The sequence below is a fragment of the Arsenicicoccus sp. UBA2120 genome, assembly GCF_002330965.1.
Taxonomy (GTDB): domain Bacteria; phylum Actinomycetota; class Actinomycetes; order Actinomycetales; family Dermatophilaceae; genus Arsenicicoccus; species Arsenicicoccus bolidensis.
In genome coordinates this window covers 52,618-76,790 of record NZ_DCYC01000054.1, presented here as the reverse complement: position 1 = coordinate 76,790, position 24,173 = coordinate 52,618, and the positions used below count along the sequence as shown (strand labels likewise).

23 protein-coding genes are annotated in these 24,173 nt (G+C 73.5%); 3 read left to right on the top strand and 20 right to left on the bottom strand.

The features are described 5' to 3' along the window. Nucleotides 1-100: 100 nt before the first annotated feature. From B2P18_RS08110 to B2P18_RS08085, 6 genes are all read right to left on the bottom strand, one after another. Nucleotides 101-1,222 carry a GuaB3 family IMP dehydrogenase-related protein gene (locus B2P18_RS08110; RefSeq protein ID WP_019285534.1) on the bottom strand — a complete coding sequence of 374 codons (1,122 nt, stop codon included), beginning with the start codon at nt 1,220-1,222 and terminating at the stop codon, nt 101-103. Between the two features lie 51 nt (nt 1,223-1,273). Beyond that, nucleotides 1,274-2,794, bottom strand: a complete 1,521-nt coding sequence (guaB, locus tag B2P18_RS08105) for an IMP dehydrogenase (protein ID WP_286957934.1) — start codon at nt 2,792-2,794, stop codon at nt 1,274-1,276. Nucleotides 2,795-2,864: 70 nt separating this feature from the next. Beyond that, nucleotides 2,865-3,995, bottom strand: coding sequence for a hypothetical protein (locus B2P18_RS08100; protein ID WP_286957933.1), 1,131 nt, complete (start codon nt 3,993-3,995; stop codon nt 2,865-2,867). Beyond that, nucleotides 3,992-4,705 (bottom strand): RNA polymerase sigma factor ShbA, encoded by a 714-nt coding sequence (gene shbA / locus B2P18_RS08095; RefSeq protein WP_029211383.1) that lies wholly within the window; start codon nt 4,703-4,705, stop codon nt 3,992-3,994. The genes B2P18_RS08100 and shbA overlap by 4 nt, the downstream gene beginning before the upstream one ends. Nucleotides 4,706-4,837: 132 nt before the next feature. Further along, nucleotides 4,838-5,437, bottom strand: a complete 600-nt coding sequence (locus tag B2P18_RS08090; protein WP_019285530.1) for a response regulator transcription factor — start codon at nt 5,435-5,437, stop codon at nt 4,838-4,840. A gap of 212 nt (nt 5,438-5,649) precedes the next feature. Further along, on the bottom strand, nt 5,650-6,633 hold the full coding sequence (locus B2P18_RS08085; protein ID WP_286957928.1) for a MerR family transcriptional regulator: 984 nt from the start codon (nt 6,631-6,633) through the stop codon (nt 5,650-5,652). Between the two features lie 473 nt (nt 6,634-7,106). On the opposite strand from B2P18_RS08085, the gene B2P18_RS08080 reads away from it, so the two are divergent. Beyond that, the gene (locus B2P18_RS08080; protein WP_019285528.1) at nt 7,107-7,400 is read left to right on the top strand and encodes a WhiB family transcriptional regulator; all 294 of its coding nucleotides are present in this window, start codon (nt 7,107-7,109) and stop codon (nt 7,398-7,400) included. A gap of 96 nt (nt 7,401-7,496) precedes the next feature. On the opposite strand, the gene groL is transcribed toward B2P18_RS08080, so the two are convergent. Further along, nucleotides 7,497-9,116 (bottom strand): chaperonin GroEL, encoded by a 1,620-nt coding sequence (groL, locus tag B2P18_RS08075; protein WP_019285527.1) that lies wholly within the window; start codon nt 9,114-9,116, stop codon nt 7,497-7,499. Nucleotides 9,117-9,206: 90 nt separating this feature from the next. Then, the gene (groES, locus tag B2P18_RS08070; RefSeq protein WP_019285526.1) at nt 9,207-9,500 is read right to left on the bottom strand and encodes a co-chaperone GroES; all 294 of its coding nucleotides are present in this window, start codon (nt 9,498-9,500) and stop codon (nt 9,207-9,209) included. Nucleotides 9,501-9,769: 269 nt separating this feature from the next. Between groES and B2P18_RS08065 the strand changes: the two genes are divergently transcribed. Then, nucleotides 9,770-11,035 (top strand): class I SAM-dependent methyltransferase, encoded by a 1,266-nt coding sequence (locus B2P18_RS08065; RefSeq protein WP_286957927.1) that lies wholly within the window; start codon nt 9,770-9,772, stop codon nt 11,033-11,035. 67 nt (nt 11,036-11,102) lie between these two features. Here the strand turns inward: B2P18_RS08065 and B2P18_RS08060 are convergent, their stop codons facing one another. Then, nucleotides 11,103-11,933, bottom strand: coding sequence for a ribokinase (locus B2P18_RS08060; RefSeq protein ID WP_029211379.1), 831 nt, complete (start codon nt 11,931-11,933; stop codon nt 11,103-11,105). Between the two features lie 68 nt (nt 11,934-12,001). Between B2P18_RS08060 and B2P18_RS08055 the strand changes: the two genes are divergently transcribed. Further along, complete coding sequence (locus B2P18_RS08055) at nt 12,002-13,360, top strand: glycoside hydrolase family 3 N-terminal domain-containing protein (RefSeq protein WP_286957922.1); 1,359 nt, start codon at nt 12,002-12,004, stop codon at nt 13,358-13,360. A 103-nt stretch (nt 13,361-13,463) separates the two neighbouring features. Here B2P18_RS08055 and tsaD read toward each other — a convergent pair whose 3' ends face one another. The 11 genes from tsaD to glmS are packed head-to-tail and all read right to left on the bottom strand — an operon-like array spanning nt 13,464 to nt 24,156. Continuing rightward, a complete protein-coding gene (gene tsaD, locus B2P18_RS08050) occupies nt 13,464-14,513 on the bottom strand; it encodes a tRNA (adenosine(37)-N6)-threonylcarbamoyltransferase complex transferase subunit TsaD (RefSeq protein WP_286957920.1) in 1,050 nt (349 codons plus the stop codon). After that, nucleotides 14,510-14,998, bottom strand: a complete 489-nt coding sequence (rimI, locus tag B2P18_RS08045; protein ID WP_019285520.1) for a ribosomal protein S18-alanine N-acetyltransferase — start codon at nt 14,996-14,998, stop codon at nt 14,510-14,512. The genes tsaD and rimI overlap by 4 nt, the downstream gene beginning before the upstream one ends. Continuing rightward, complete coding sequence (gene tsaB / locus B2P18_RS08040) at nt 14,998-15,672, bottom strand: tRNA (adenosine(37)-N6)-threonylcarbamoyltransferase complex dimerization subunit type 1 TsaB (RefSeq protein ID WP_286957917.1); 675 nt, start codon at nt 15,670-15,672, stop codon at nt 14,998-15,000. Before tsaB ends, rimI begins: the two co-directional genes overlap by 1 nt. Before the next feature lie 29 nt (nt 15,673-15,701). Then, the gene (locus tag B2P18_RS08035) at nt 15,702-16,973 is read right to left on the bottom strand and encodes an MFS transporter (protein ID WP_029211374.1); all 1,272 of its coding nucleotides are present in this window, start codon (nt 16,971-16,973) and stop codon (nt 15,702-15,704) included. 33 nt (nt 16,974-17,006) lie between these two features. Beyond that, entirely contained in the window at nt 17,007-17,390 is a 384-nt protein-coding gene (locus tag B2P18_RS08030) for a PPOX class F420-dependent oxidoreductase (RefSeq protein WP_019285516.1), read from the bottom strand. Nucleotides 17,391-17,395: 5 nt separating this feature from the next. Further along, on the bottom strand, nt 17,396-17,884 hold the full coding sequence (tsaE, locus tag B2P18_RS08025) for a tRNA (adenosine(37)-N6)-threonylcarbamoyltransferase complex ATPase subunit type 1 TsaE (protein WP_019285515.1): 489 nt from the start codon (nt 17,882-17,884) through the stop codon (nt 17,396-17,398). Then, the gene (locus tag B2P18_RS08020) at nt 17,874-19,163 is read right to left on the bottom strand and encodes an alpha/beta fold hydrolase (RefSeq protein WP_286957915.1); all 1,290 of its coding nucleotides are present in this window, start codon (nt 19,161-19,163) and stop codon (nt 17,874-17,876) included. Before B2P18_RS08020 ends, tsaE begins: the two co-directional genes overlap by 11 nt. Next, complete coding sequence (alr, locus tag B2P18_RS08015; RefSeq protein WP_286957914.1) at nt 19,148-20,311, bottom strand: alanine racemase; 1,164 nt, start codon at nt 20,309-20,311, stop codon at nt 19,148-19,150. Before alr ends, B2P18_RS08020 begins: the two co-directional genes overlap by 16 nt. A gap of 3 nt (nt 20,312-20,314) precedes the next feature. Continuing rightward, nucleotides 20,315-21,877 carry a bifunctional ADP-dependent NAD(P)H-hydrate dehydratase/NAD(P)H-hydrate epimerase gene (locus tag B2P18_RS08010; protein WP_286957912.1) on the bottom strand — a complete coding sequence of 521 codons (1,563 nt, stop codon included), beginning with the start codon at nt 21,875-21,877 and terminating at the stop codon, nt 20,315-20,317. 43 nt (nt 21,878-21,920) lie between these two features. Next, nucleotides 21,921-22,271, bottom strand: coding sequence for a holo-ACP synthase (locus B2P18_RS08005; protein ID WP_019285510.1), 351 nt, complete (start codon nt 22,269-22,271; stop codon nt 21,921-21,923). A 31-nt stretch (nt 22,272-22,302) separates the two neighbouring features. Then, nucleotides 22,303-24,156: a glutamine--fructose-6-phosphate transaminase (isomerizing) gene (gene glmS / locus B2P18_RS08000; protein WP_286957910.1), complete on the bottom strand. Its 1,854-nt coding sequence runs from the start codon at nt 24,154-24,156 to the stop codon at nt 22,303-22,305. Between the last annotated feature and the right edge of the window lie 17 nt (nt 24,157-24,173).

Here is a 24,173-nt window from a genome sequence, read left to right as displayed (position 1 = left end):
CGGATCAGTCAGGAGAGCCTCTATTTGATTGGCGCAGCTCCTCGGACTCCGCTACGGCCGCACCCTCCTCCGTCGGGCGCAACCTCCGCTACGCCCTTCGTCACTGCGCCGTATACGGGTTGACCACGACCTCCACCCGCTGGAACTCCTTCAGGTCGCTGTAGCCCGTCGTCGCCATGGCGCGGCGCAGGGCACCGATCATGTTGGTCGTGCCGTCGGCGGTGTGGGCAGGGCCGAAGAGCAGTTCCTTCAGCGGGGCGGCGCCGCGGACGTTGACGCGGGCGCCGCGCGGCAGCTCCTCGTGACGTGCCTCCGACCCCCAGTGGTAGCCCTGGCCGGGGGCGTCGGTCGCACGCGCGAGCGCGGCACCGATCATCACCGCGTCGGCGCCGCACGCGACCGCCTTGACGATGTCGCCGGCGCGTCCCACGGAGCCGTCGGCGATGACGTGGACGTAGCGTCCGCCCGACTCGTCGAGGTAGTCGCGCCGGGCCGCCGCCACGTCGGCCACCGCGGTGGCCATCGGGGCGTGGATCCCGAGCGTCTGGCGGGTGGTGCTCGCCGCTCCCCCGCCGAAGCCGACGAGGACGCCGGCCGCACCGGTGCGCATGAGGTGCAGGGCGGCCGTGTAGGTCGCTGCCCCGCCGACGATCACGGGGACGTCCAGCTCGTAGATGAAGCGCTTGAGGTTGAGCGGCTCGGTGCGGCTCGACACGTGCTCGGCCGAGACGGTGGTGCCCCGGATGACGAAGAGGTCGCACCCCGCGTCGACGACGGTGCGCCAGTGCTCCTGGGTCCGCTGCGGCGACAGCGCGCCGGCGACGGTGACGCCCGCGTCGCGGATCTCCTTGAGGCGTGCGGTGATCAGCTCGGGCTTGATGGGCTCGGCATAGATCTCCTGCATGCGCGGCGTGACGTCCGCCCCGGACAGCGTGGCGATCTCGTCGAGGAGGGGCTGCGGGTCGGCATACCGGGTCCACAGGCCCTCGAGGTCGAGGACACCGAGACCACCCAGCCGACCGAAGGCGATCGCCGAGGCCGGCGAGACGACGGAGTCCATCGGCGCGGCCATGATCGGCAGGTCGAAGTGGTAGGCGTCGATCTGCCACGACACCGACACCTCCTCGGGGTCGCGGGTGCGCCGCGAGGGCACGATCGCGATGTCGTCGAAGGTGTAGGCCTGGCGGGCGCGCTTGCCCCGTCCGATCTCGATCTCGGTCACGTCTGGTGCCTGTCTGTGGGGTGGAGGGTGGGTGCGTGGGGCCGCGGCGCGTCAGCGACCGGAGTAGTTGGGCGCCTCGGCGATCATCTGCACGTCGTGCGGGTGGCTCTCCTTGAGCCCCGCCGACGTGATGCGCACGAACTGCCCCTTGGCCTGGAGGTCGGGCACGGTGCGGGCCCCGACGTAGAACATCGACTGGTGCAGTCCGCCCACGAGCTGGTGGGCGACGGCCTGCAGGGTGCCGCGATAGGCGACCTTGCCCTCGATCCCCTCGGGGACCAGCTGGTCGTCGCTGGTGACGTCGGCCTGGAAGTAGCGGTCCTTGGAGTAGGACTTCTTGGTGCGCGAGCTCATGGCGCCGAGCGAGCCCATGCCGCGGTAGGCCTTGAACTGCTTGCCGTTGACAAAGATGAGCTCGCCCGGGCTCTCCTCGCAGCCGGCGAGCAGCGACCCGACCATGACCGAGCTGGCGCCCGCGACCAGGGCCTTGGCGATGTCGCCGGAGTACTGCAGGCCGCCGTCCGCGATGACGGGGACATCGGCCGCCGCGGCCGCCTGCGCCGCCTCGTAGACCGCGGTGAGCTGCGGGACGCCCACGCCGGCGACGATGCGGGTCGTGCAGATGGATCCCGGTCCGACACCCACCTTGACGGCGTCGACGCCGGCCTCGACCATCGCGGCCGCGCCGGCGCGGGTGGCGACGTTGCCGCCGATGATCTGGACGTGACGGGTGGCGCTGTCGGCCTTGAGCCGCTTGATCATGTCGATGAGCAGGCGAGCGTGGCCGTGCGCGGTGTCGACGACGAGCACGTCGACCCCCGCCTCGATCAGCGTGGTCGCGCGCTCCCAGGACTCGCCGAAGTAACCGACGGCCGCCCCGACCAGCAGTCGTCCGTGGGCGTCGTTGCTGGCGAGGGGGTACTGCTCGGACTTGACGAAGTCCTTGACCGTGATCAGCCCGGCGAGCCGGCCCTGGTCGTCGACCAGCGGCAGCCGCTCGCGCTTGTGCTGGCGCAGGAGGCCGGTGGCGTCCTCGCGCGAGATGTCGACGGGCGCGGTGATGAGCGGCATCGGTGACATGACGTCGCGCACCAGCGTCGTGGTCCACTCGGCGACGGGCGTGAAGCGAAGGTCGCGGTTGGTGCAGATGCCGAGCAGGGTGCGGTCCTCGCCGACGACCGGGAGCCCGGACACGCGATACTCCCCACAGATCTGGTCGAGCTCCTCGAGGGTCGCGTCGGGGCCGATCGTCACGGGGTTGCTGATGCGCCCGGTCTGGGTGCGCTTGACCAGGTCGACCTGGTAGGCCTGGTCCTCGATCGACAGGTTGCGGTGCAGGATGCCGAGGCCTCCCTGGCGGGCCATCGCGATGGCCATGCGGGCCTCGGTCACGGTGTCCATCGCCGCCGAGACCAGCGGGATGCGGATGGACAGCTCGCGGGTCAGGCGGGTCGTGGTGTCGACCTCGCTGGGGATGACGTCGGTCTCCCCGGGCAGGAGGAGCACGTCGTCATAGGTGAGCCCCAGGGTGGCGAACTTGTCGGGCACGGCGCGGGTCTCCTCGAGGCTCATGCCACAAGTCTATCGGCGGGGACGCCGTGGCTCGTATGCCGACAGCCCGGCGCCTCCCCGCGTCACCGACTCAGGGCTGGTCGCCGCTCTGGCCGCCCGACGGCGCACCCGTCAGGCTCGTCGACCGGTCGAGGGCCGGTGTGCGCTGCTGCGTGGTGCCGAAGGTGCGGGTGCGGCCGGAGGCCGGTGTGCGCGACTCGACACGCGGCGTCCCCGTGCCAGTCACGGACGGCGTCGGGTTCGGCGGTCGCAGCGGGAGGCTCGTCGAGGGGGCGCTCGGAGACGTGGGCGACGTAGTGGGAGACGTGGGCCGGGTGGTCGGCGTCGTCGGCCGCGTGGTCGGTGTGGTCGGCTGCGTGGGTTGGGTCGTCGGGCGCGGCGACGACGGGCTGGGGCTCTGGCTCGGCGACGACGGGGTCGTCGTCGGCGTCGGCGTGCTCGTCGGCGAGGTGCTCGGTGACGAGGAGGGGCGCGTGGTGACGGGGCCCGCCGCGGACGACCCGGTGCCCGACCGGTCGGGCGAGCGGGTCCCGGGACGCGTGGGCGACGCGGACGCCGCAGCGGTGCGCGGCGGATCCGCCAGCACCAGGCCGTCGTCGCCGGACCCGGACCCCGACAGGTCCTGGCGCACCGCGGCGAGCAGCGCGTGGTCGCCCTCGCCGAGGAGCGACGGGTCACGGCGGACCTGGTCCTCGACGAGGCTCAGGACGGCGGCGGCGGCGTCGCGGTCGCCGGCCTTGAGCCGCTGCGAGGCGAGGTTGAGGGCCGTGCGCACGGAGTGACCGTCCGGGCCGTGGCTCGTGGCGTCGGCGGTGGCGAGCACGGCAGCGTCCGCGGGCCGGGGGGCCGCCACGCCCTTCTCGACGCCGCGCTCGACCTTGCTGACGAAGCCGGCCAGGCCGCCCTCGCTCGCCGCGGCGGCGACGGTGACGCCCGACAGGACGACGGCGGCGACGCTGGCCGCGACACCCGCCCGCGTGACGATGACGGTGCGCCTGGAGGGGAGCGGTCGGGGCGCGCCCTCGGCCAGGTCCTCGGGCAGGTCCTGGTCGATCTCGGTGGCCCAGCCCTCGAGCATGGCCAGGACGGGGTCGTCGTGCTCGACGGTCTCGCGACGGTCGGCGATCTGCTGCACGAGCTCGTCGTCGTCGCGCACGAGGCGCAGCGAGGGCTGGGGCGTGCCGTCGGGTCGGTGGTTCATCGGGATCCTCCCCCGCCGGCCGGGCCGGCCATCATGGCGCGCAGCCGGGTGAGGGCGCGGTGCTGGGCGACGCGCACCGCTCCCGGGGTCATGTCGAGGGAGGCGGCGACCTCGTCGGCGGTCATGCCCACCGCGACGCGCAGGGTCAGGATCTCGCGCTGGGTCTCCCCCAGCCGGTCGAGCATGGCCCAGGTGTCGGAGGAGCGCTCCGCCGCGATGACCGTGTCGAGCGGGTCGGCGTCCAGGTCGATCTCGTCGGGGAGCTCGTCGGTCGGCTCGGGTCCGCGCAGGCTCGACCGCATGGCGTCGGCGACCTTGTTGGAGGCGATGCCGTAGACGAAGGCCTCGAAGGGGGCACCACGGTCCTCGTAGCGCGGCAGCGATCGGAGCACGGCGACACACACCTCCTGAGCTGCGTCATCGGCGGCCTGCACACCGGCGGGGAGACCCCCGAGGCGCGCGCGGCAGTAGCGGAAGGCGATGCGTCGGACGTCGGTCAGCAGCGCCTGCAGAGCGGCGGGCTCGCCCTGGGCGGCAGCCGACACGACGTCGGCCGAGCGCATGGCTGGACCCGTGGGTGACATCGGTGCGGCGACCCCGGACGTTACGTCCTCGGTGGGCCGGTTTGCGCCGGGTCCCCGGCCGCGGTCGGCGGGGTCGGCTCCGTAGACGTGAAGGTGCCGCTGATCACGGGCGTCGGGGACGCTCATCGGCACCTCCTCGGGGAGCGACGACCGGCCCCTCGTCGGGCGGGTCGTGGACACGGCGAAGGCCGCCTCACGGCGTGCCTGTTCCCTCAGAGTAGCCGCCTGGCCCTGCCCAGAGCCACCCAGCGCGTCAGGTCAGCTGATCAGGCCGGTGCGGTAGGCGATGGCGACCGCGTGAGCACGGTCCGAGGCGTCCAGCTTGCGGAAGAGTCGTCGGGCGTGGGTCTTGATCGTGTCCTCGGTGAGGTACAGCTCGGCGCCGATCTCGGCGTTGCTGTGCCCCTGGCTCATCCCGCGCAGCACCTCGAGCTCGCGGGCGGTGAGGGTCGCCGTCACCCCGGGGCGCCCGGCCCCGCCCGATCGCGGCATCGCCTCACCGATGAAGGGCGCGAGCGCGACGGCCAGCTCCTCGCGGGTGGAGTCCTTCATGACATAGCCCTTGGCGCCGTAGGCCAGGGCCCGCGCCACACCGTCGATGTCCTCGGCCAGCGTCATCATCATGATCTGCGCGCTGGGGCGCAGGGCGAGCAGCCGCTTGACGGCGTCCAGTCCCCCCATGCCGGGCATGCGCAGGTCCGTGAGCGTCAGCGCCGGCTGCTCCGTGGCGTACTTGGCCAAGAGCTCCTCGCCGGAGGAGGCACCGCAGACCCGGGTCACGCCGGGCAGCGAGCCGATCCGGCGCATCATCACCTCGCGGGTGAGTGGCGCGTCGTCGCACACCATCACGGTCGTCATCCCTGCCTCCGGTCGGGTCAAGTCAATTACCAAGAGTTATCTTGGCTCACAAAAGCGTCCAGGTGCAGGTAAATCACCGAACCGGTCGCAACGTCCCCCCAGAGAACCGACACTACCCATGCAGCCCAGAAGCGTGACCGCGAGCGACTGCCCGTCCCCCGCATGCGTGCCGCCGATGTCGGTGCGCACACCGGCCATCACGCTCAGCAAGGTCACCCCGACGGGGCGCAGCACTTGCCCTCGACCGCCCGCACGACGTCGGCCATGGTGGCCTCCTGCCCCGGCCAGTGCAGCCAGCCCTCGCCCCAGTAGACCTGGTCGCCCGACCGCGCGGACTGCCGCAGCCGGCCGGCCACCTGGGCGGCGACCGCACCCTCCCCGACGTAGACGACCAGCACCCCCTCGATCCCCTCACCCAGGACGCGGGCGGCCCTGCTGGCCGACCCCTCCAGCGAGAGGTCGCTCACGGCGATGGACCGCTCGGCCAGGGCGGCGCGCAGCAGGAGGCGGGCGGCGGGGTCGTCGAGGCCGGGCAGGGACACGACGTGCACCGGGCGGAGGTTGCGAGGGCTGCGTCGGAGCCGTATGTCGCCGACCGCCCCCGCCGTGGCGGAGGCCAGCATGGCGTCCGCACGCCCCTGGGCGACCGGCGCCAGCATCCAGGCCGCGTTGCGCGCGGGCAGCACCCGCTCGTCCCACGTGCGGGCGGCCCCGAGGTCGCGTTGCGCGAGGCGCAGGAGCGCCGTGCTGCCCTGCGCGTCGCCGTTGCCCAAGGTCCCCAGCAGGGTCATGACGGGAGCCGCCACCTCGCCCACCTGGGCGCCGCGGCCGAGGTAGCCGCCCCGCAGCGCGGTCGCGTCGCTGCGCCCGGAGACCAGGGACACCTCCCCCTCCCCGGGGTGCGTGGGGTTCGAGCTGGCGGCCAGCTCCTCCGTCGTGGCGTCCAGGGCGCGACGGGCGGCGTCCCGCGAGGTCAGGCCGGACTGGGTCAGGGCGCGCATGAAGCGCAGGCGCGCCACGTCGGTCTCGGAGTAGCGACGGTGCAGACCCGACCGGTGACCGGACGGCTCGAGGCCGTAGCGCCGGGCCCAGGTGCGCAGGGTGGACGGGGCCACCCCGACCATCTCGGCCACCACGGCCACCGTCAGGCTCTCGAACCCGCTGGGACGCCGAGGTGCGCCGGTGCTAGCAGCCATGTCCATGTACCCATCCTCGTCGCCGAACGGGGCCGTCCGATCCGCCGTCACGCTGACCGACCCCTGTCGACCTGTCAACCAGGTGCAACGATCCCCAGGGTCGCCCCCGACCGCGGGCGGCCACCGGCTGGTCACCTCGACTCCACCCGACCGGCACGAAATTGACACTGCGTTGCCACGATTTCACATTGTGTGTCGAATATTTATCCGGTCGGGCCCACCGGATGCCCAAGGGGCGAGAAGGCGACGTGGATTACGCCTGCCGCATCTTGCCGCAGGCGCATTCACGCAGGTACGGTCTGTCGCAGCAGCACGCCCCCGCCACCACGCGACGTCGCTGGCTAGGGCTCATGGGTCACCTCAGGTTACTCGTGAGTATGTCATACGTTTGATCATTATGCGAAGTGCTTGCATCGTGTGACTTGCGTGACATCCTCGGTCATCGTCGCCGCATCTCTGCACAGGAGCACACCATGGCCGAGATCAGCCGCCTCCCGGGACCCGTCGCCGATCAGTGGGACTGGCAGCTGCAGGGATCATGCCGCCGGGAGAACCCCGACGTGTTCTTCCACCCCGAGGGCGAGCGTGGCCCCGCCCGGCGCAACCGGGACGGCGCGGCCAAGGCGGTCTGCATCGCCTGCCCCGTCCTGGGCCAGTGTCGCGAGCACGCCCTGCGGGTGCGCGAGCCCTACGGCGTCTGGGGCGGCATGACCGAGGACGAGCGCGAGTCGCACTACGCCGCCAGCACCGCGATCGCGATCGCCTGACCCCCCTCACCACGCGCGAAGGCCGCCCACCCCGATCGGGGCGGGCGGCCTTCGCGGCATACGGCCTGGCGTGAGGTCAGGTCGCGTCGGGTCAGGTCAGTGACCGTGCCCGTGGCCGTGACCACCGGCGGGAGCGGCAGGCTCCTCCTCGGGCTTCTCGACCACGAGGGTGTCGGTCGTCAGGACCATCGAGGCGATGGACGCGGCGTTGCGCAGGGCGGAACGCGTGACCTTGACCGGGTCGATGACGCCGGCCTTGACCAGGTCGACGTACTCCCCCGTCGCGGCGTCGAGCCCGTTGCCCGGCTCCAGCTCGGCGACCTTGGAGACGGCGACGTAGCCCTCGAGCCCGGCGTTCTCGGCGATCCAGCGCAGCGGCTCGGCCGCGGCCTTGCGCACGATGTTGGCGCCGGTCAGCTCGTCGCCCTCCAGGTGGAGGTCGTCGAGAGCGCGGACCGCGTGGACGAGGGCGGAGCCGCCACCGGCGACGATGCCCTCCTCGATCGCGGCGCGCGTCGCGGAGATCGCGTCCTCGATGCGGTGCTTCTTCTCCTTGAGCTCGACCTCGGTGTGGGCACCCACCTTGATGACGCAGACGCCACCGGCGAGCTTGGCGAGACGCTCCTGGAGCTTCTCGCGGTCCCAGTCGGAGTCGGTGCGCTCGATCTCGGCCTTGATCTCGGAGACGCGGCCGTCGACCGCGCCGGCGTCGCCGGCGCCGTCGATGATCGTGGTGTCGTCCTTGGAGACGACCACGCGGCGGGCCTGGCCGAGGACCTCGAGGCCGACCTGGTCGAGCTTGAGGCCGACCTCCTCGGCGACGACCTGGCCACCGGTGAGGACGGCGATGTCGGCGAGCATGGCCTTGCGGCGGTCGCCGAAGCCCGGCGCCTTGACGGCCACGACGTTGAAGGTGCCGCGGATCTTGTTGACCACCAGGGTGGACAGCGCCTCGCCGTCGACGTCCTCGGCGATGATCAGCAGCGGCTTGCCGGCCTGCACGACCTTCTCGAGGAGCGGCAGGACGTCGGCGATGGCCGAGATCTTGCCCTGGTTGACGAGCACGTAGGCGTCCTCGAGGACGGCCTCCATGCGCTCCGGGTCGGAGACGAAGTAGGGGGAGATGTAGCCCTTGTCGAACTGCATGCCCTCGGTGAACTCCAGCTCGGTGCTAGCGGTGGAGGACTCCTCGACGGTGATGACGCCGTCCTTGCCGACCTTGTCGAAGGCCTCGGCGATCTGCGTGCCGACCTCCTCGTTCTGCGCGGAGAGCGAGGCGACCGCGGCGATCTCGGACTTGCCGGAGACCTCGCGGGCGTTGGCGAGCAGGCGCTCGGACACGGCGTCGACGGCCTGGTCCATGCCGCGCTTGACACCGGCCGGGGCGGCCCCGGCGGCGACGTTGCGCAGGCCCTCCTTGACCATGGCCTGCGCGAGGACGGTCGCGGTGGTGGTGCCGTCACCGGCGATGTCGTTGGTCTTGGTGGCGACCTCCTTGGCGAGCTGCGCGCCGAGGTTCTCGTAGGGGTCGTCCAGCTCGACCTCACGGGCGATGGTCACGCCGTCGTTGGTGATGGTGGGGGCGCCCCACTTCTTGTCGATCACGACGTTGCGGCCCTTGGGGCCGAGCGTGACCTTCACCGCGTTGGCGAGGGCGTCGACACCGCGCTCCAGGGACTTGCGCGCGTCGTCGTTGAACTCAAGCGTCTTGGCCATGAGCTTCCTTGTCTGTCTAGAGGTATGACGAGAGCCCCGCCCCCAGCCGCGAAGGCTCGGGCCGGGGCTCCCAGAGAAATCGGTGCTGCGTCAGCCGACGATCGCGAGGACGTCGCGGGCGCTCAGGATCAGGAGCTCCTCGCCGCCGTACTTGACCTCGGTGCCGCCGTACTTGGAGTAGATGACCTTGTCGCCGACGGCGACGTCGACGGGGACGCGGTTGCCCTTGTCGTCGATGCGACCGGGACCCACGGCGAGGACCTCGCCCTCCTGGGGCTTCTCCTTGGCCGTGTCCGGGATGACGAGACCGGACGCCGTGGTCTGCTCGGCCTCGACGGCCTTGACGACGATGCGGTCCTCGAGCGGCTTGATGGAAACCGACACTGTGGTGACCTCCCCTTCGGGAATGTCGAGAGTGGACAGATGATGGACTCCGGCGCGTGGTGGTGCGTCCGGGTCGCCGTCGCGGGGGTCGACCCTTAGCACTTGCCTGCCGAGAGTGCTAACCCACAATCTAGGAAGCCGCTGGCACTCGGTCAAGTCGAGTGCCAGCGCGGCGCGGACCTACCCCCGGCGGTCACGTCGACCGGCCGTCGTTCCCCAGGCGGCTGTGACCGAGGCCGGTCGATCTGGCGGTGGGAGAGGATGGCGCCATGGATCTCGCCACCACCCGTGCGCTCACCTCCCCCGAGGGGCTCGCCCTCCTCCGGGGACTGCCGGTGTATGACGAGGCCCGCTCGCTCGCCACGTCCTCCGCCCTGCGCCGCGAGGGGCACTCCCCCGAGCTCGTCGCGGCGGTGCTCACCCAGAGCCGGCTGCGCCAGCGCGGCCGCGCCAAGCTGGGAGACGCCGTCGACCGGCTCCTGCTCACCCCCGACGGCCTGGAGCAGGCGACCCGCCCCGTCGTGGCGCAGCAGCACGCCGAGCGCCTGGCGGCGGCCGGGGTCCGCACCGTCCACGACCTGGGGTGCGGCCTCGGTCTGGACGCCGCCGCCATGGCGCACGCCGGGCTCGAGGTCCTCGCCGTGGACGCCGACCCCGTCACCGCCGAGCTCGCCGCGCACAACCTCGCCGGCGTGGTCAGGCCCCCGGCCGCCCCTGCCCCGCAGGTGCGGTGCGCCCGCGCGGAGGAGGTGGCCGACTCCCTGGTCGGCGCGGACCGGCATACGGCCGTCTGGCTCGACCCGGCCCGGCGCACCCCCGGGGTCGCCGACGCGACCGGACGCACCCGCAGGACCTTCCGCCTGGACGACCTGGCCCCGTCGTGGGAGCTCGTGCAGGACCTCGCCGGCCGGGTCGAGGCAGCCGGGGCCAAGCTGTCACCCGCGTTCCCGCACGCGGCCCGCCCCGACGGGACCGAGGCGCAGTGGGTCTCGTGGCGCGGCGAGGTCGTGGAGTGCGTCCTGTGGTGGGGCTCGGCGGTCCGGTCCGCCGGACGCTCCGCGCTGGTCCTCGACGGCGACACGGAGACGCCGTGGTCCGCGCACCTGGTCACCGAGGCCGACGTGCCCACGGACCGCCCCGCGCCGGGGAGCGACCGGGGCGACCTGCTGCACGAGCCCGACCGGGCCGTGATCCGCGCCGGGCTGGTGGGCGCCCTCGAGGCCCTCACGGGTGGGGCCGAGCTGGACGGCGGCGTGGGCTACGTGCGGTCGGCGGACCGGGGACCGGTGGCGGTGCCGTGGGCCCGGGCCTACCGCATCCTCGACGAGATCCCGTTGCAGGACAAGGCGATCCGCGCGTGGTGCCGCGAGCGCTCGATCGGTGACCTGACGCTCAAGAAGCGCGGGGTGGACCTCGACCCGGATCGCCTGCGGCGCTCCCTCAAGCTCAAGGGCACCGGTCGCGCCATCCTGGTCCTCACCCGCGAGGCGGGCCGGCAGGTCGCCCTGCACGTCGTCCCGATCGACGCCGGCTGAGGCTGCACGGCCGTCCGGCCCTGGGCGGCGGTGCTGGGCGGTGCTGGGCGGTGCTGGGCTCGACCGCTCAGAGCAGCGCGTCGCGCTGGGCGCCCCGGTGCCGCACCGCGTCGGCGCCCGCCCGCAGCGCGCCGGCCACCGCCTCCTCGTGCGTCGCCCCCAGGGCCAGGTGCGCGGCCAGCGCCCCGCAGAACGCGTCCCCCGCGCCGGTCGTGTCCACCACGTCCTCCGGCGGGACCGGTGTGGCGGGGTGCTCGACGCCCATCCAGGACGCCCCGGCCGCGCCGAAGGTCACGAGCAGCGACGCTGGGAAGGCCCCGTCGTCGGCCAGCTCCAGCGCCTCGTGCTCGTTGACGACCAGCGGGTCCGCCACCTCCACGACGTCCACCGGCAGGTGGTGGTAGGGCGCGGCGTTGACCACCACCCGGATGTCCCTGGTCGAGACCCGCTGCACCGCCGCCGCCACCGTCTCGATCGGCACCTCGAGGCTCACCAGCAGCACGTCGCCCGCCGCCATCGTGTCGAGCACCCCCATGTGGTGCGGCAGCAGCTCGGCGTTGGCGCCGGGGCTGACGACGATGACGTTCTCTCCCTCGAGGTCCACGGTGATGAACGCGTGACCGGTCGGCTCTCCCTCCACGACGCGGACGTGGGAGACGTCGATCATCCTGTCCTGCAGTCGATCTCGGTATGCCGCGCCCGCCTCGTCCCCACCGATGGCCGCGACCATGACGACCTCCGCACCCGTCGCCGCCGCCGCGATCGCCTGGTTGCCGCCCTTGCCGCCAGCCGTGCGCCGGGTCGACCCGCCGACGATCGTCTCGCCGGGCCGGGGCAGGCGGTGCACGGTGGTGGTGAGGTCGACGTTGAGGGACCCGAGGACGTAGACGCGGCTCATGCGCCCCATCCTGCCGCCACCCAAGCACGCCGCGCGTGCCAGCCCCTCCCCGGGTACCGTCGGACCTGATGCCCCCGCACGTCACCCGCACCCCCGCCCTCCTCCTGGCCGCTGCCCTCACCGTCACGGCCGGCTGCGCCACCCCACCCACCGCGCAGGGTCCGACCGGCGCGTCCACGGACGGCGCCGGAGCCGGTCCCGGGCGATCCAGCACCCCGACCGCCACCGGCTCGACCCGCGGGGGTGACGTTCCTTCGTTCGACGTCACCGGCCTGCCGCGTCGCGCGGCCTCCTCGTCGGGCTCCGCGACCACCGCACCTGGCGCCCCGGCAGCATCGGCGCCGGCCCCGGCCGCGGGCGGTTCCCGGCATACGGCCCAGGCCTCCTGCGCCGCCGGCATCGTCGACGGGCTCACCCCGGGGCAGCGGGTGGGGCAGCTCGTCATGGTCGGGGTCACCCGGGGGCGCGAGGACGACGCCCGCCGCGTGATCGCGGGGCAGGCGATCGGCAACGCCTTCTTCATCGGCGGGTGGCGGGACCGTGGCCAGGTCGCCGAGGTGAGCCGTCGCCTCCAGGCGGCGGCGGACCGGGCCGGCCACGAGCTCGACCTGCTCGTCGCCGCCGACCAGGAGGGTGGTCAGGTCCAGCAGCTCAAGGGCTCCGGCTTCCGACGCCTGCCGTCCGCGGTGGAGCAGGCCGCGCTGCCGCCGGACGACCTGCGCGCTCTGGCCACCGACGCCGGGCGCGAGCTGCGCGCCGCCGGCGTCAACCTCAACCTGGCCCCCGTCGCGGACACCGTCTCGCCGGAGCTCGGCCGCGCCAACGCGCCCATCGGCGGCCTGTCGAGGCAGTACGCCACCGAGCCCGGGGCCGTGTCGCCCCCGGTGGCGGCCGTGATCGCGGGACTGCACGCCGCCGGCGTCGGCGCCACGCTCAAGCACTTCCCGGGGCTCGGGCGGGTCCGCGCCAACACCGACCACTCGGCCACCGGAATCGACGACACCCAGACGACGGCGGACGACGGCTACCTGCAGCCGTTCGCCGACGGGATCGCCGCCGGGGCGGACGTCGTGATGATGTCGACCGCGCGCTACCGCAGGATCGACCCGACCACCCAGGCGGCCTTCTCCCGCCCCGTGGTGACCGGGGTGCTGCGCGAGCGGCTGGGCTACGACGGGGTGGTGGCGACCGACGACCTCGGTGGCGCGGAGGCCATCCAGCACATCCCGACCGGCGAGCGGGCGGTGCGCTTCGTCCGCGCGGGCGGCGACGTCGCGGTCACCGGGATCGCCCTGGACGGGCGCGTCATGTCGCGCGCGCTGCTGGCGGAGAGTCGGCGGGACCCGGCCTTCGCGGCGCTCGTGCACCGTGCGGCCGAGCGGGTCGTGGAGCTCAAGGTGCAGCGCGGCCTCGCCCGCTGCGAGTAGGTGCGACGACGCCGAGAACGCCGCCGACGACGCCGACGCCGACCCGGTCAGCCTGACGCAGTCAGACTGACGCGGTCAGCCAGACGCGATCTGGCCGAGACGGTCAGGCCGAGACGACCGTCACCGGCATCGACGAGTCGGCCGGCAGGCCCAGCTCGGACGGCTCCCGACCGCGCATCACCATCTGCGCGCCGAGGGCCGCGACCATGGCGCCGTTGTCCGTGCACAGCCCCGGCCTCGGCACGCGCAGCGTCACCCCGGCGGCGTCGCACCGCTCCTGGGCGAGGGCCCGCAGCCGGGAGTTGGCCGCCACGCCGCCGCCCACGACGAGGTCGTCGACGCCGTTGTCGTGGCAGGCGAGCAGCGCCTTGCGCGTCAGCACGTCGACCACGGCCTCCTGAAAGCTTGCGGCCACGTCCGCGACGGGCACGTGCTCCCCCGCGTCCTGCTTGGCCCGCACCCAGCGGGAGACGGCGGTCTTGAGCCCCGAGAAGGAGTAGTCGAAGCGGTGCCGCTCCATGTCCTTGCCGGCGGTCAGGCCGCGCGGGAAGTCGATGACCACCTGGCCCTCGCGGGCGGCACGGTCGATGTGCGGCCCGCCGGGGAAGCCGAGCCCGAGCACGCGCGCGACCTTGTCGAAGGCCTCGCCCGCCGCGTCGTCGATGGTCTGCCCCAGGTGACGGACGTCGTGGGTGATGTCGGGGACGAGCAGCAGGTTGGAGTGCCCGCCGGACACGAGCAGCGCCAGGGTCGGCTCGGGCAGGGGACCGTGCTGCAGGGTGTCGACGGCCACGTGCGACGCGAGGTGGTTGACGCCGTAGAGCGGCTTCCCGAGCGCCACGGCGAGCGACTTGGCCGCGGCCACGCCCACCAGCAGCGCACCGGCCAGGCCCGGTCCGGACGTCACGGCGATGGCGTCGAGGTCGGCCAGGCGCACCCCGGCCTCGCGGCAGGCGCGCTCGATGGTGGGGACCATGGCCTCGAGGTGGGCCCGGGACGCGACCTCGGGCACCACGCCGCCGAAGCGGGCGTGCTCGTCGACGCTGCTCGCGATCGCGTCGACGAGCAGCGTGCCGCCGCGCACGATCCCGACGCCGGTCTCGTCGCACGAGGTCTCGATGCCGAGGACGAGTGGCTCGTCGGTGCGGGTCATGCGGGCTCTCCCTGGGTGGCGGGGTGATCAGGTCGTGTGCCGGGAAGGTGCCGCCGCATCACGAGGGCGTCCACCCCTCCGGGCTGGTAGTAGCGCCGCCGCACGCTGATGGTCTCGAACCCGTTGCGGTCGTAGAGCGCTCGGGCAGCGGTGTTGTCGGCGCGAACCTCCAGCAGGAGCGCCTCGGCGCCTCGTGCGTGGGCCCGGTCGACGAGCTCGTCGAGCATCCGCCGGCCCAGGCCGAGGCCGCGGGCGTCGGGCGTCACGGCGACCGTCATGACGTCCGCCACGTCACCGGCGGCGTCGATCCCGGCATACGCGAGGACACCCCCACGAGAGGGGTCGTCCCAGACGACGTAGTCGCGCCGGGGGCGCTCGGCGAGCTCGGCCCACCAGGTCTGCTCGGTCCACGCGTCGTCGGCGAAGGCCTCGCGCTCCAGCGCGGCGAGGCGGGGGATGTCGGTCCAGCGCAGCTCGCGCAGCATCAGACCACCGTGACGGGGGCGACGGAGGGGACGGCGTCGGGGCGCCGGAGATAGAGCGGGGTGGTGTCGGCGAGGGACTCGCCTCGGGCGAGCCGCTGCACGGCCAGGTCGGCGAGCCACCCGGCGGAGACGTCGAGGGGCGAGCCGTCGGCCGCGGGCCCCAGCAGGTCGGGATAGAGGGCCGGACCCCGTCCGACGACGGGCCGGCCGTCGAGCAGCGGGGCGAGGTCGGCGGGGCGAGACACGTCCGGCGCGGTCTCGGCCACGGGCAGGCCCTCCTCGATGCGGTAGCCGGCCCAGTAGACCTCCTTGCGGCGGGCGTCGGTGGCCACGACGAACCGCTCCGCGCCGGCGAGCGCCCCGCGCCCCGCCTCGTGGGCCAGGGCGTCCAGGGAGCACAGGCCGTGGACCGGGACGGCCCGGGCGAGGGCGAAGGTCCGCGCGGTCACGATCCCGACGCGCAGCCCGGTGAAGGGGCCGGGTCCGGTGCCGGTCACGACCGCGTCGACGTCGGCTGCGGCGATGCCGGCCTGCCGCAGGACCTCCACGATCCCGGGGGCCACGAGCTCCCCGTGCGCCCGCGCGTCGAGGACGCTGCTCTCGGCGACCACGCGGGTGCCGTCGTGCAGCGCCACGGTGATGGCGGTGGTGGAGGTGTCGATGGCGAGCAGCACGCCCGCCAGTCTATCGCCGCGCCGGCGGGTCAGCCGGCGTCGTTGGTGACCCGGGCCGCGGCCACGGGCAGGGCGCGACCGAGGACCGGGGCGAGGGCCACCCCGGCCAGCGCGACCACCGTGAGCGCCACCCACACCGGCAGCGGCCCCCGGGCGAGGAGCCAGGAGAAACCCACCGGCCCGATGATGGACGCGACGTTCCAGGACAGCTGGTAGGCGGCGAGGTAGCGCCCCCGCAGGTGCACGGGGCGGCTGTCGACCGCGACGGTCGTGAGGACCGGGCCGCCGAGCAGCTCCCCGACGGTGTAGACGGCGGCCGCGACGAGCACCCCCGTCACCGCGACGGCGACCGGCAGCATCCCGGCCGCGGCCATCAGCACGAATCCCGCTGCGAACGCGAGGTTCCCGGCGGCGACGACCCGGTGCCGACGGTGCCCGGTCATGGACCGCACGGCCAGCCCCTGCCCGAACCCGACCATGACGGTGTTGAGCGTGAAGATCGCGCCGGTCACCCAGCCGGGCAGGTCGAGGATCTCGACGGCGTAGACGGGCATGGCGTAGTTGAGCGCCAGGCACGCGAGCGCGTGGCCGGTGTTGGCGACGATGAGGGCGTGGAAGGGCTTGTCGCGCAGCACGATCGACAGCCCGGCCAGGGCGCCCGACCGCTCGCCCGCCGCGTGCGCATCGGCGTCCTCGGCCGGCTGCGCACCGCCCGGACCCCGGTCGTGGGCCGGGACGGCGAGGAGCAGGACGAGCGCGAGCAGGTATGACGCCGCGTCGGCCGCCACCATCGCGCGGAACGCGGCCGGGGTGCCGACGGAGATCGCGACGCCCGCCACCAGGCCCCCGATCGCGAAGCCGACGTTGCGCAACGCGCCGAGGAAGCCGTACCACAGCTCCCGCTCCCCGGGACGGGTGATGGCGGCGACCATCGGGGAGTAGGACGCCCAGAAGGCCGCCTGCCCCGTGGCGACGAGCGTGGTCACCAGCTGCACCCCGAGGTAGCCGTCGACGGTCAGGTAGGCGAGATAGCCCACCGCCTGGATCGCGTTGGCGGCCAGCAGGATCCGCTTGGCGCCGAAGCGGTCCACCAGGTGCCCGACGAGCAGGACCACGGGCAGCGCGAATGCGGCGGCGACCGACAGCGCGAGCCCGACCTGCTCGAGCGGGACGTCCGTGGTGCGCAGGAAGTAGAGGACGGTGATGGGCATGAAGACGCCGCTGCCGATCGCGTCCACGCCGATGGCGACGACGAACCGACGGTGGTCGCCGACCGGGGGAAAGCCGAGGCGGCTGAGCATGGTGTCAGCCTGCTACATCAAGCACGCTTGACCTCAACGGATCTCGATGACGAGCCGAGCCGGGTTGCCGCGCCTGATGATTCGCTCGACGAGCATGAAGACCTTGAACTCCAGGCCGTACTTCGCTGTCATGGTGCTCATGACGCGCTGGACGGTCCAGGGGTCGTCGTGGACGGTCGCGCGGGCCTCGACGGTGGGGGCGTCCGGGGCCACCCGACCACGCCGGTCGCACGGACGCAGGGTCACCCGGTCGTCGCGGCGCAGGCGGCGCAGCTTGCCGGTGCCCTCCGGGGTGATGACCACGAGGGCGTCGCCGTCGCGGGCCACCCACACGGGGGTCGCCACGCCCTCCCCGTTGCGGCGAAAGGTCGTGAGGGACACGAAGCGCTCGTGGCCGAGGGCGGTGAGGGTCGTCATACGGCTCAGGCTAGGTCCCGGACCGCCCCGAGGGCGTCCGGACCGGTCCACCGACGGCCGTGGCCGGTGAGCCGGGCGGTGCGGGTGGTCTCGCCGGTGAGCTCCAGCTCGAGGTAGTCCTCGGACAGCAGCTCAGCGACCCCGTGGCCCCACTCGACCACCGTGACCGACTCGTCCACGGTGGCGTCCAGGTCGAGGTCGTCGAAGTCCAGCGCCCCTAAGAGGCGGTAGGCGTCGACGTGCACCAGCCGCGGACCCCCGACGAGGGAGGGGTGCACGCGCGCGATGACGAAGGTCGGGGAGGTGATCGGCCCCCGCACCCCGAGCCCCTCGGCCAGCCCCTGCGTGAGGGTGGTCTTGCCCGCGCCCAGGTCGCCGGTCAGCAGGAGCAGGTCGCCGGCGTGCAGGACCGTGGCGAGCCTGCGGCCGAGGTCCTGCGTGGCCTCGGCGGTGGGCAGCGAGATCGCGTGCGGCACGGCGTCGTCAGGACTCACGGCGGTCCTTCCCGGAGCGGGCGGAGGTGATGGGGGTGGTGACGGACCGGACCTTGCGCGCCTGGCGCCCGACCTCCTCGGTCGCGCGGGCCACCTGCTCGCGGCGCCGGGCCTGCTGCTCACGACGTCGGACCTGCTGCTCGCGCCGGAGCGTGGCGCGGCTGTGCCCGAGGTCGGTGACCTCGCGCCGCCGGCCCCGTGGCGTCCCGTCGGCATGGCGTTCGGCGCGGTCCAGCATCTCGAGGATCTGGTCGGTGACGAGCTCGGGGTACTCCAGCATGATCAGGTGCCCCGCGTCGGTCACCACGACGTGCTCGGCGCCCGGCAGCAGCCGCACGATCTCCTCGCTGTGGCGCGGCGGGGTCATCAGGTCGTCCGCACCGTTGATGACCAGGGCCTCGATGCCCGCGAAGGTCGCCAGCGCCTGGCGCTCGTCGTGCTCGGACAGGGTGCGCAGGAAGCCGTGCATCACCTCGATCGGCGTCGACATGATGATGTCGGCGGCGTAGCGCAGCAGGCTCGGCGGCACGGGCGAGTGGAAGGAGTAGCGGTAGGTGAAGAAGTCCTCGGCCTGTCGCGCGAGGCGGCGGGCCTGCTCGACGGCCTCCTGGCGGCCGGTCAGCGGGGCGAGGGCGAACGGACCGACGCGCTGGGCCGCGCGACCGAGCAGGTCGCCGAGCTGCACCCGCAGCTCCCCCTCCCCGCCGGAGCTGGTGGCGACGAACGCCACCGCGACGCACCGCTCGCGGACCAGGGTCGGATAGAGCCGGGCCAGCCCCATCTGCGTCATGCCGCCCATCGAGTGCCCGACGAGCGCGAACGTCCCCTCGGGGCAGGTGGCGTCGATGACGGACTTGAGGTCCCGGCCGAGCGTCTCGATGCGGTAGGAGTCGCGGGCCCCCGGGCCGGACCGCCCGTGGCCGCGCTGGTCCCACAGCACCACGCGATAGCCGGCCGCCACCAGCCGGCGCCGCACGAAGATCCAGGCCTTGGTCGACAGGGTGTAGCCGTGCGAGATGACGATGCTTGGTCGCCCGATCGCCGTGTCGCCTGCCGGCTCGTCCGGCTCGTCCGGCTCGTCCACCTCGACGTGCAGCACGGTGCCGTCCTCGGCGACGACGACGGTCTCGTGGGTCGGGACGTGCTCGTAGGTCTCGTCCGTCTCGGGGGCGGTCGCGTGCGCGCGCGAGAGCACGCCCGCGAGGGCTCCGGCGGCGACGGCGCCGAGGCCGAGGCCCAGCCCGGTCAGCCGCCCCATGGGGGTCACGCCAGGTGCCACGCGGGCTCACCTCCGACATACCGGCGCGGCACGCGGTCGCCGACGCGGGTGATGAGCTCGTAGGAGATCGTGCCGATCGCCTCGGCCCAGTCCTGGGCGGTGGGCTCGCCCTGGGTCCCCGGGCCGAAGAGGACGCACGGGTCGCCCTCGCGGGCGCCCGAGCCGGGACCGAGGTCGACGACCAGCTGGTCCATGCAGACCCGACCGGCGACCGTATGCCGGGAGCTGGCCACCCACAGCGGACCGACGCCGCTGCCGGCCCGGGGCACGCCGTCGGCGTAGCCCACGGGCACGATCCCGACCCGCGTGGCCCGCTCGGTGCGATAGGTGTGGCCGTAGGAGATGCCCTGGCCCGCGGGGACGTCCTTGACCTGCGCCAGCGGGGCGGACCAGGTCATGGCGGGGGTCAGGCCGTCGTGCTCGTGGTCGCCCAGCGACGGCACCGGCGACAGGCCGTAGACCGCGAGCCCGGGGCGCACGAGGTCGTAGGCGAGGGACGGGTTGGTCAGCGTGGCGGCGGAGTTGGCGAGGTGGCGCACCTCGAGCCGGCAGCCGGCGGCCTCCGCCTCGGCCACCGCCGCGTCGAACCGCGCGACCTGGGCCCGCACCTCGGGGTGGTCGGGCGCGTCGGCATACGCGAAGTGCTGCATCATCCCGACGACCCGCACGCTTCCCTCGGCCTCGAGGGCCCGGGTGCGGTCGAGCAGGGAGGTCAGGGCGGGGCCGTGCAGCACCCCGTTGCGCCCCAGGCCGGTGTCGACCTTGACGTGGACGCGGGCGGCGCGGCCGACGGCGCGCGCCGCCTCGGCGACGGCCTCGAGCCCCCAGGGCGCGGACACGGCGAGGTCGACGTCCTCGCGCACCGCGGCGGCGAAGTCGGCCCCGGGCGCGTGCAGCCAGGACAGGACGGGGCAGGTCAGCCCGGCCGCGCGCAGCTCGAGCGCCTCGGACAGCTGGGCGACCCCCAGCCAGGTCGCGCCGCCGCGCAGGGCCGCGAGGGCGGACGGCACGAGACCGTGGCCGTAGCCACCGGCCTTGACCACCGCCATGACCCCGGCGGACCCGGCGAGCTCGTCGAGCCGGCGGACGTTGTCGCTGATGGCCGCCAGGTCGATCCGCAGCTCACCGGCGAAGCTCTGCCCGGTCACCGCTCACCCCACCTCCGAGGCGCGGGCGAGGAGCCGCGCGACGGTGGCCGGCACCTGCTGGGCGATCTCGAGCGCGCGGACCGGGCCGCCAGGGTTGGCGTCGTGGGCCGCCACCCCGTGCACGAGGGCGGCGAGGGACCCGGCGTCGACGGGGTCCAGCCCGGCCGCGAGCAGGGTGCCGGCGAGCCCCGCAAGGACGTCGCCCGACCCCGCCGTGCCCGCCCACGCGGGGGCGTCGGCCTGCGCCCGGACGGCGAGGCCGGAGGCGGGGGGCGCGACGACATACGTGGTGGATCCCTTGAGCAGCACCGTCGCTCGCAGCAGCTCGGCGGCGCGGCGGGCCCAGCGCAGCGGCTCGGCGACGACCCCGGCCCGGTCGAGCTCGGACGCGTCGGGGTCGAGACGGGCGAGCAGGCGGGCCAGCTCGACGGCGTGCGGCGTCAGCAGGGTGCGGGCGCCGGCCTGGGTGCGGGGGCCGTCGAGCAGGTCCAGCCCGCCGGCGTCGACGAGGCAGGGCAGCTCGCTGTCGAGGGCGCGGTGGGCGGCCTCGACCTGCGCCAGACCCAGCTGGTCCCAGGAGTGCGGGTGCGCGTCGAGACCGGGCCCGACGACCCAGGCCTGCACGCGGCCGGGCCCGTGCACGGCCTCGGGGACCTCGGCGCGGACGAGCTGCGTGGGACCGGGCGGACCGACGTAGCGCACCATCCCCGCCCCCGCGCAGACCGCGGCCGTGACGCTGAGCAGCGGTGCGCCGGTGTAGACCTCGCCGCCGGCCACGACGCCGACCACCCCGCGGGAGTACTTGTCGTCCTCGGGACCCGGCGTGGGCCACAGCGCGGCCACGTCGTCGTGGTCGAGCCGCTCCGCCGCGGGGAGCGTGTCGAGGTCGAGGCCGATGTCGACCACCGTGAGCATGCCGCAACGGCCGGCCGTGCCGAGCACGTGGACGGGCTTGGCGCACCCGAAGGTCACCGTCTCGTCGGCGAACACCCCTGTGCCGCCGACCAGCTCGCCCATGGGGTCGGTGCCGGAGGGCACGTCCACCGCGATGACGTGGGCGTCGTCACCGACGGCGTCGAGCAGCTCGGTGACCAGGTCGGGCAGCCCGGGCCGCCCGCCGATGCCGAGGACGCCATCGAGGACCACGTCGGCGACGCCCAGTGCCTCGACCGCCTTGGCCCGGCCCTTGGGCTCGGCCTGGGGCTCGGCCTTGCGCCGCCCCCTGCTCCCCTGGCCCGTGGCGTCGAGGATCTCGACCTTGGCCCGGCGCGCGGCGCGCAGACCCTCCTCGTGCGGCGTCTCGGTGGTGAGGACGGCGACCAGGTCGAGCGGCTCCCCCACCAGGTCCGCGAGGTGCGCGAGAGCCCACAGGGCGTCCCCGCCGTTGTTGCCGCCGCCGACGAGCGCGACCACGAGCGGCTGCGTGCTGGTGTCGTCCGGGAGGCGCGCGGCGACGACCTGGGCCAGACCGGTGGCGGCCCGCTGCATCAGCTCGCCGTCGGGGAGCTGCGCCATGGCACGCTCCTCGGCAGCGCGGACGTCGTCGACCGACCAGGCGTGGATCATCTCGGGCCTCCTTGCGATCGCCGGAGCGGGACCGGCCGGGGTGTCACCTCTCGGCGATGACGAACGCCGAGGCCACGCCCGCGTCGTGGGACAGGGACAGGTGCAGCCTAGTCACGCCGAGGTCGTCCATCCGGTCCTGCACGCTGGCGCGTACCTGCCAGTAGGGTCGGCCGTGCTCGCCCCGCACGACCGTCGCGTCCTGCCAGCTGAGCGAGCCGGGCGATCCGAGCGCCTTGGCCAGTGCCTCCTTGGCGGCGAAGCGGGCGGCGGTCGACTCGGTGCGCAGTCCGCGCTCCTCGGGCGTGAACAACCGCTCGAGCAGGCCGGGAGCCCGCTCGAGGGTGCGCGCGAAGCGCTCGACGTCGACGACGTCGATCCCCACGCCCAGGATCATGGACGACCTGCTCGTATGCCGACGCCCGCCGTCACTCGACGGTGACGGACTTGGCGAGGTTGCGCGGCTGGTCGACGTCCAGCCCCTTGGCGGTGGCGAGCTCGCAGGCAAAGACCTGCAGCGGGATGATCGACAGCAGCGGCATCATCATGACGCTGGTGCGGGGCACCTCGATGACCTCGTCGGCGAACGGCCGGACCGCCTCGTCGCCCTCCTCCGTGATGACCAGGGTGCGGGCACCGCGGGCGCGGATCTCCTGGATGTTGGAGACGACCTTGGCGTGCAGGTCGTAGGGGCTGTCCTGCGCGGGCATGACGATGAACACCGGCTGGCCGGGCTCGATCAGGGCGATCGGGCCGTGCTTGAGCTCGCCGGCGGCGAAGCCCTCGGCGTGGATGTAGGCGATCTCCTTGAGCTTGAGCGCGCCCTCGAGGGCGATCGGGTAGCCGACGTGGCGTCCCAGGAAGAGCACCGAGCGGGTGTCGGACATGAAGCGCGCGATCTCGCGGACTCGGTCCATGGAGCCCAGCACCGTGTCGACGTGCTGCGGGATCTCGGCGAGCTCGCGCATGACGGCCTGCGCGTCCTCGGCATAGGTGCCGCCGCGGAGCTGCGCGAGGTAGAGGCCGAGCAGGTAGCAGGCCGCGATCTGGGCGGTGAAGGCCTTGGTGGACGCAACGGCGATCTCGGGGCCGGCGTGGGTGTAGAGCGCGGCGTCGGACTCGCGCGGGATGGTCGCGCCGTAGGTGTTGCAGATGGAGACCGTGAGCGCGCCGAGGTCCTTGGCGTGCTTGACCGCCATGAGGGTGTCCATCGTCTCGCCCGACTGGGACATCGAGACGACGAGGGTGCGCTCGTCCACGACCGGGTCGCGGTAGCGGAACTCGTGGGCCAGCTCGACCTCGGTCTGGATGCGGGTCCAGTGCTCGATGGCGTACTTGGCGGACAGCCCGGAGTAGAACGCGGTGCCGCAGGCCACGATGATGATCTTGTCGATGGCCTTGAGGCGCTGGGGGTCGATGTTCATCTCGTCGAGCACGAGCTTGCCGTCCTCGTCGGTGCGCCCGAGCAGGGTGTCGGCGATGGCCTTGGGCTGCTCGAGGATCTCCTTCTCCATGAAGGACGAGTGCCCGCCCTTCTCGGCCGCCTCGGCGTCCCAGGTGACCTCGAACCTCTTGCCCTGGGCCGGCGTGCCGTCGAAGCCCATGACCTGCACGTCCTCGGGCGTGATGACGACCAGCTGGTCCTGGTCGACCTCCATGGCCGACTTGGTGTAGCCGATGAACGCGGCGACGTCGGAGCCGAGGAAGTTCTCGCCCTCGCCGAGGCCGATGACCAGCGGGCTGTTGCGGCGGGCCGCGACGACGGTGCCGGGGTGGTCCGCGTGCACGGCGAGCAGCGTGAACGCGCCCTCGAGGCGGTTGACCACGTCGAGCATGGCGGCCGTCAGGTCACCGTCGTAGGCCTTGGCCAGCAGCTGGGCCGCGACCTCGGTGTCGGTCTCGGACAGGAACTCCGCACCCTCGGCGAGCAGCTGGGTCTTGAGCGCGTGGAAGTTCTCGATGATGCCGTTGTGGACCACCGCGATCTTGCGGTCCTCGCCACCGCGGTGCGGGTGGGCGTTCTGGTCGGTGGGTCCGCCGTGCGTCGCCCACCGGGTGTGGCCGATGCCGGTGCTCGCGGCCCCGAGGGGGTGCGCCTCCAGCTCGGTGGTGAGGTTGACGAGCTTGCCGGCCTTCTTGGCCGACGAGACACCGTCGGGCCCGACCAGCGCGATGCCCGCCGAGTCGTAGCCGCGGTACTCGAGCCGGGCCAGCCCCTCGAGGACGACCTGCTGAGCCTTGCCATCCACCTGGGGGCCGACGTATCCCACGATTCCACACATGCGGCACACGATAACCG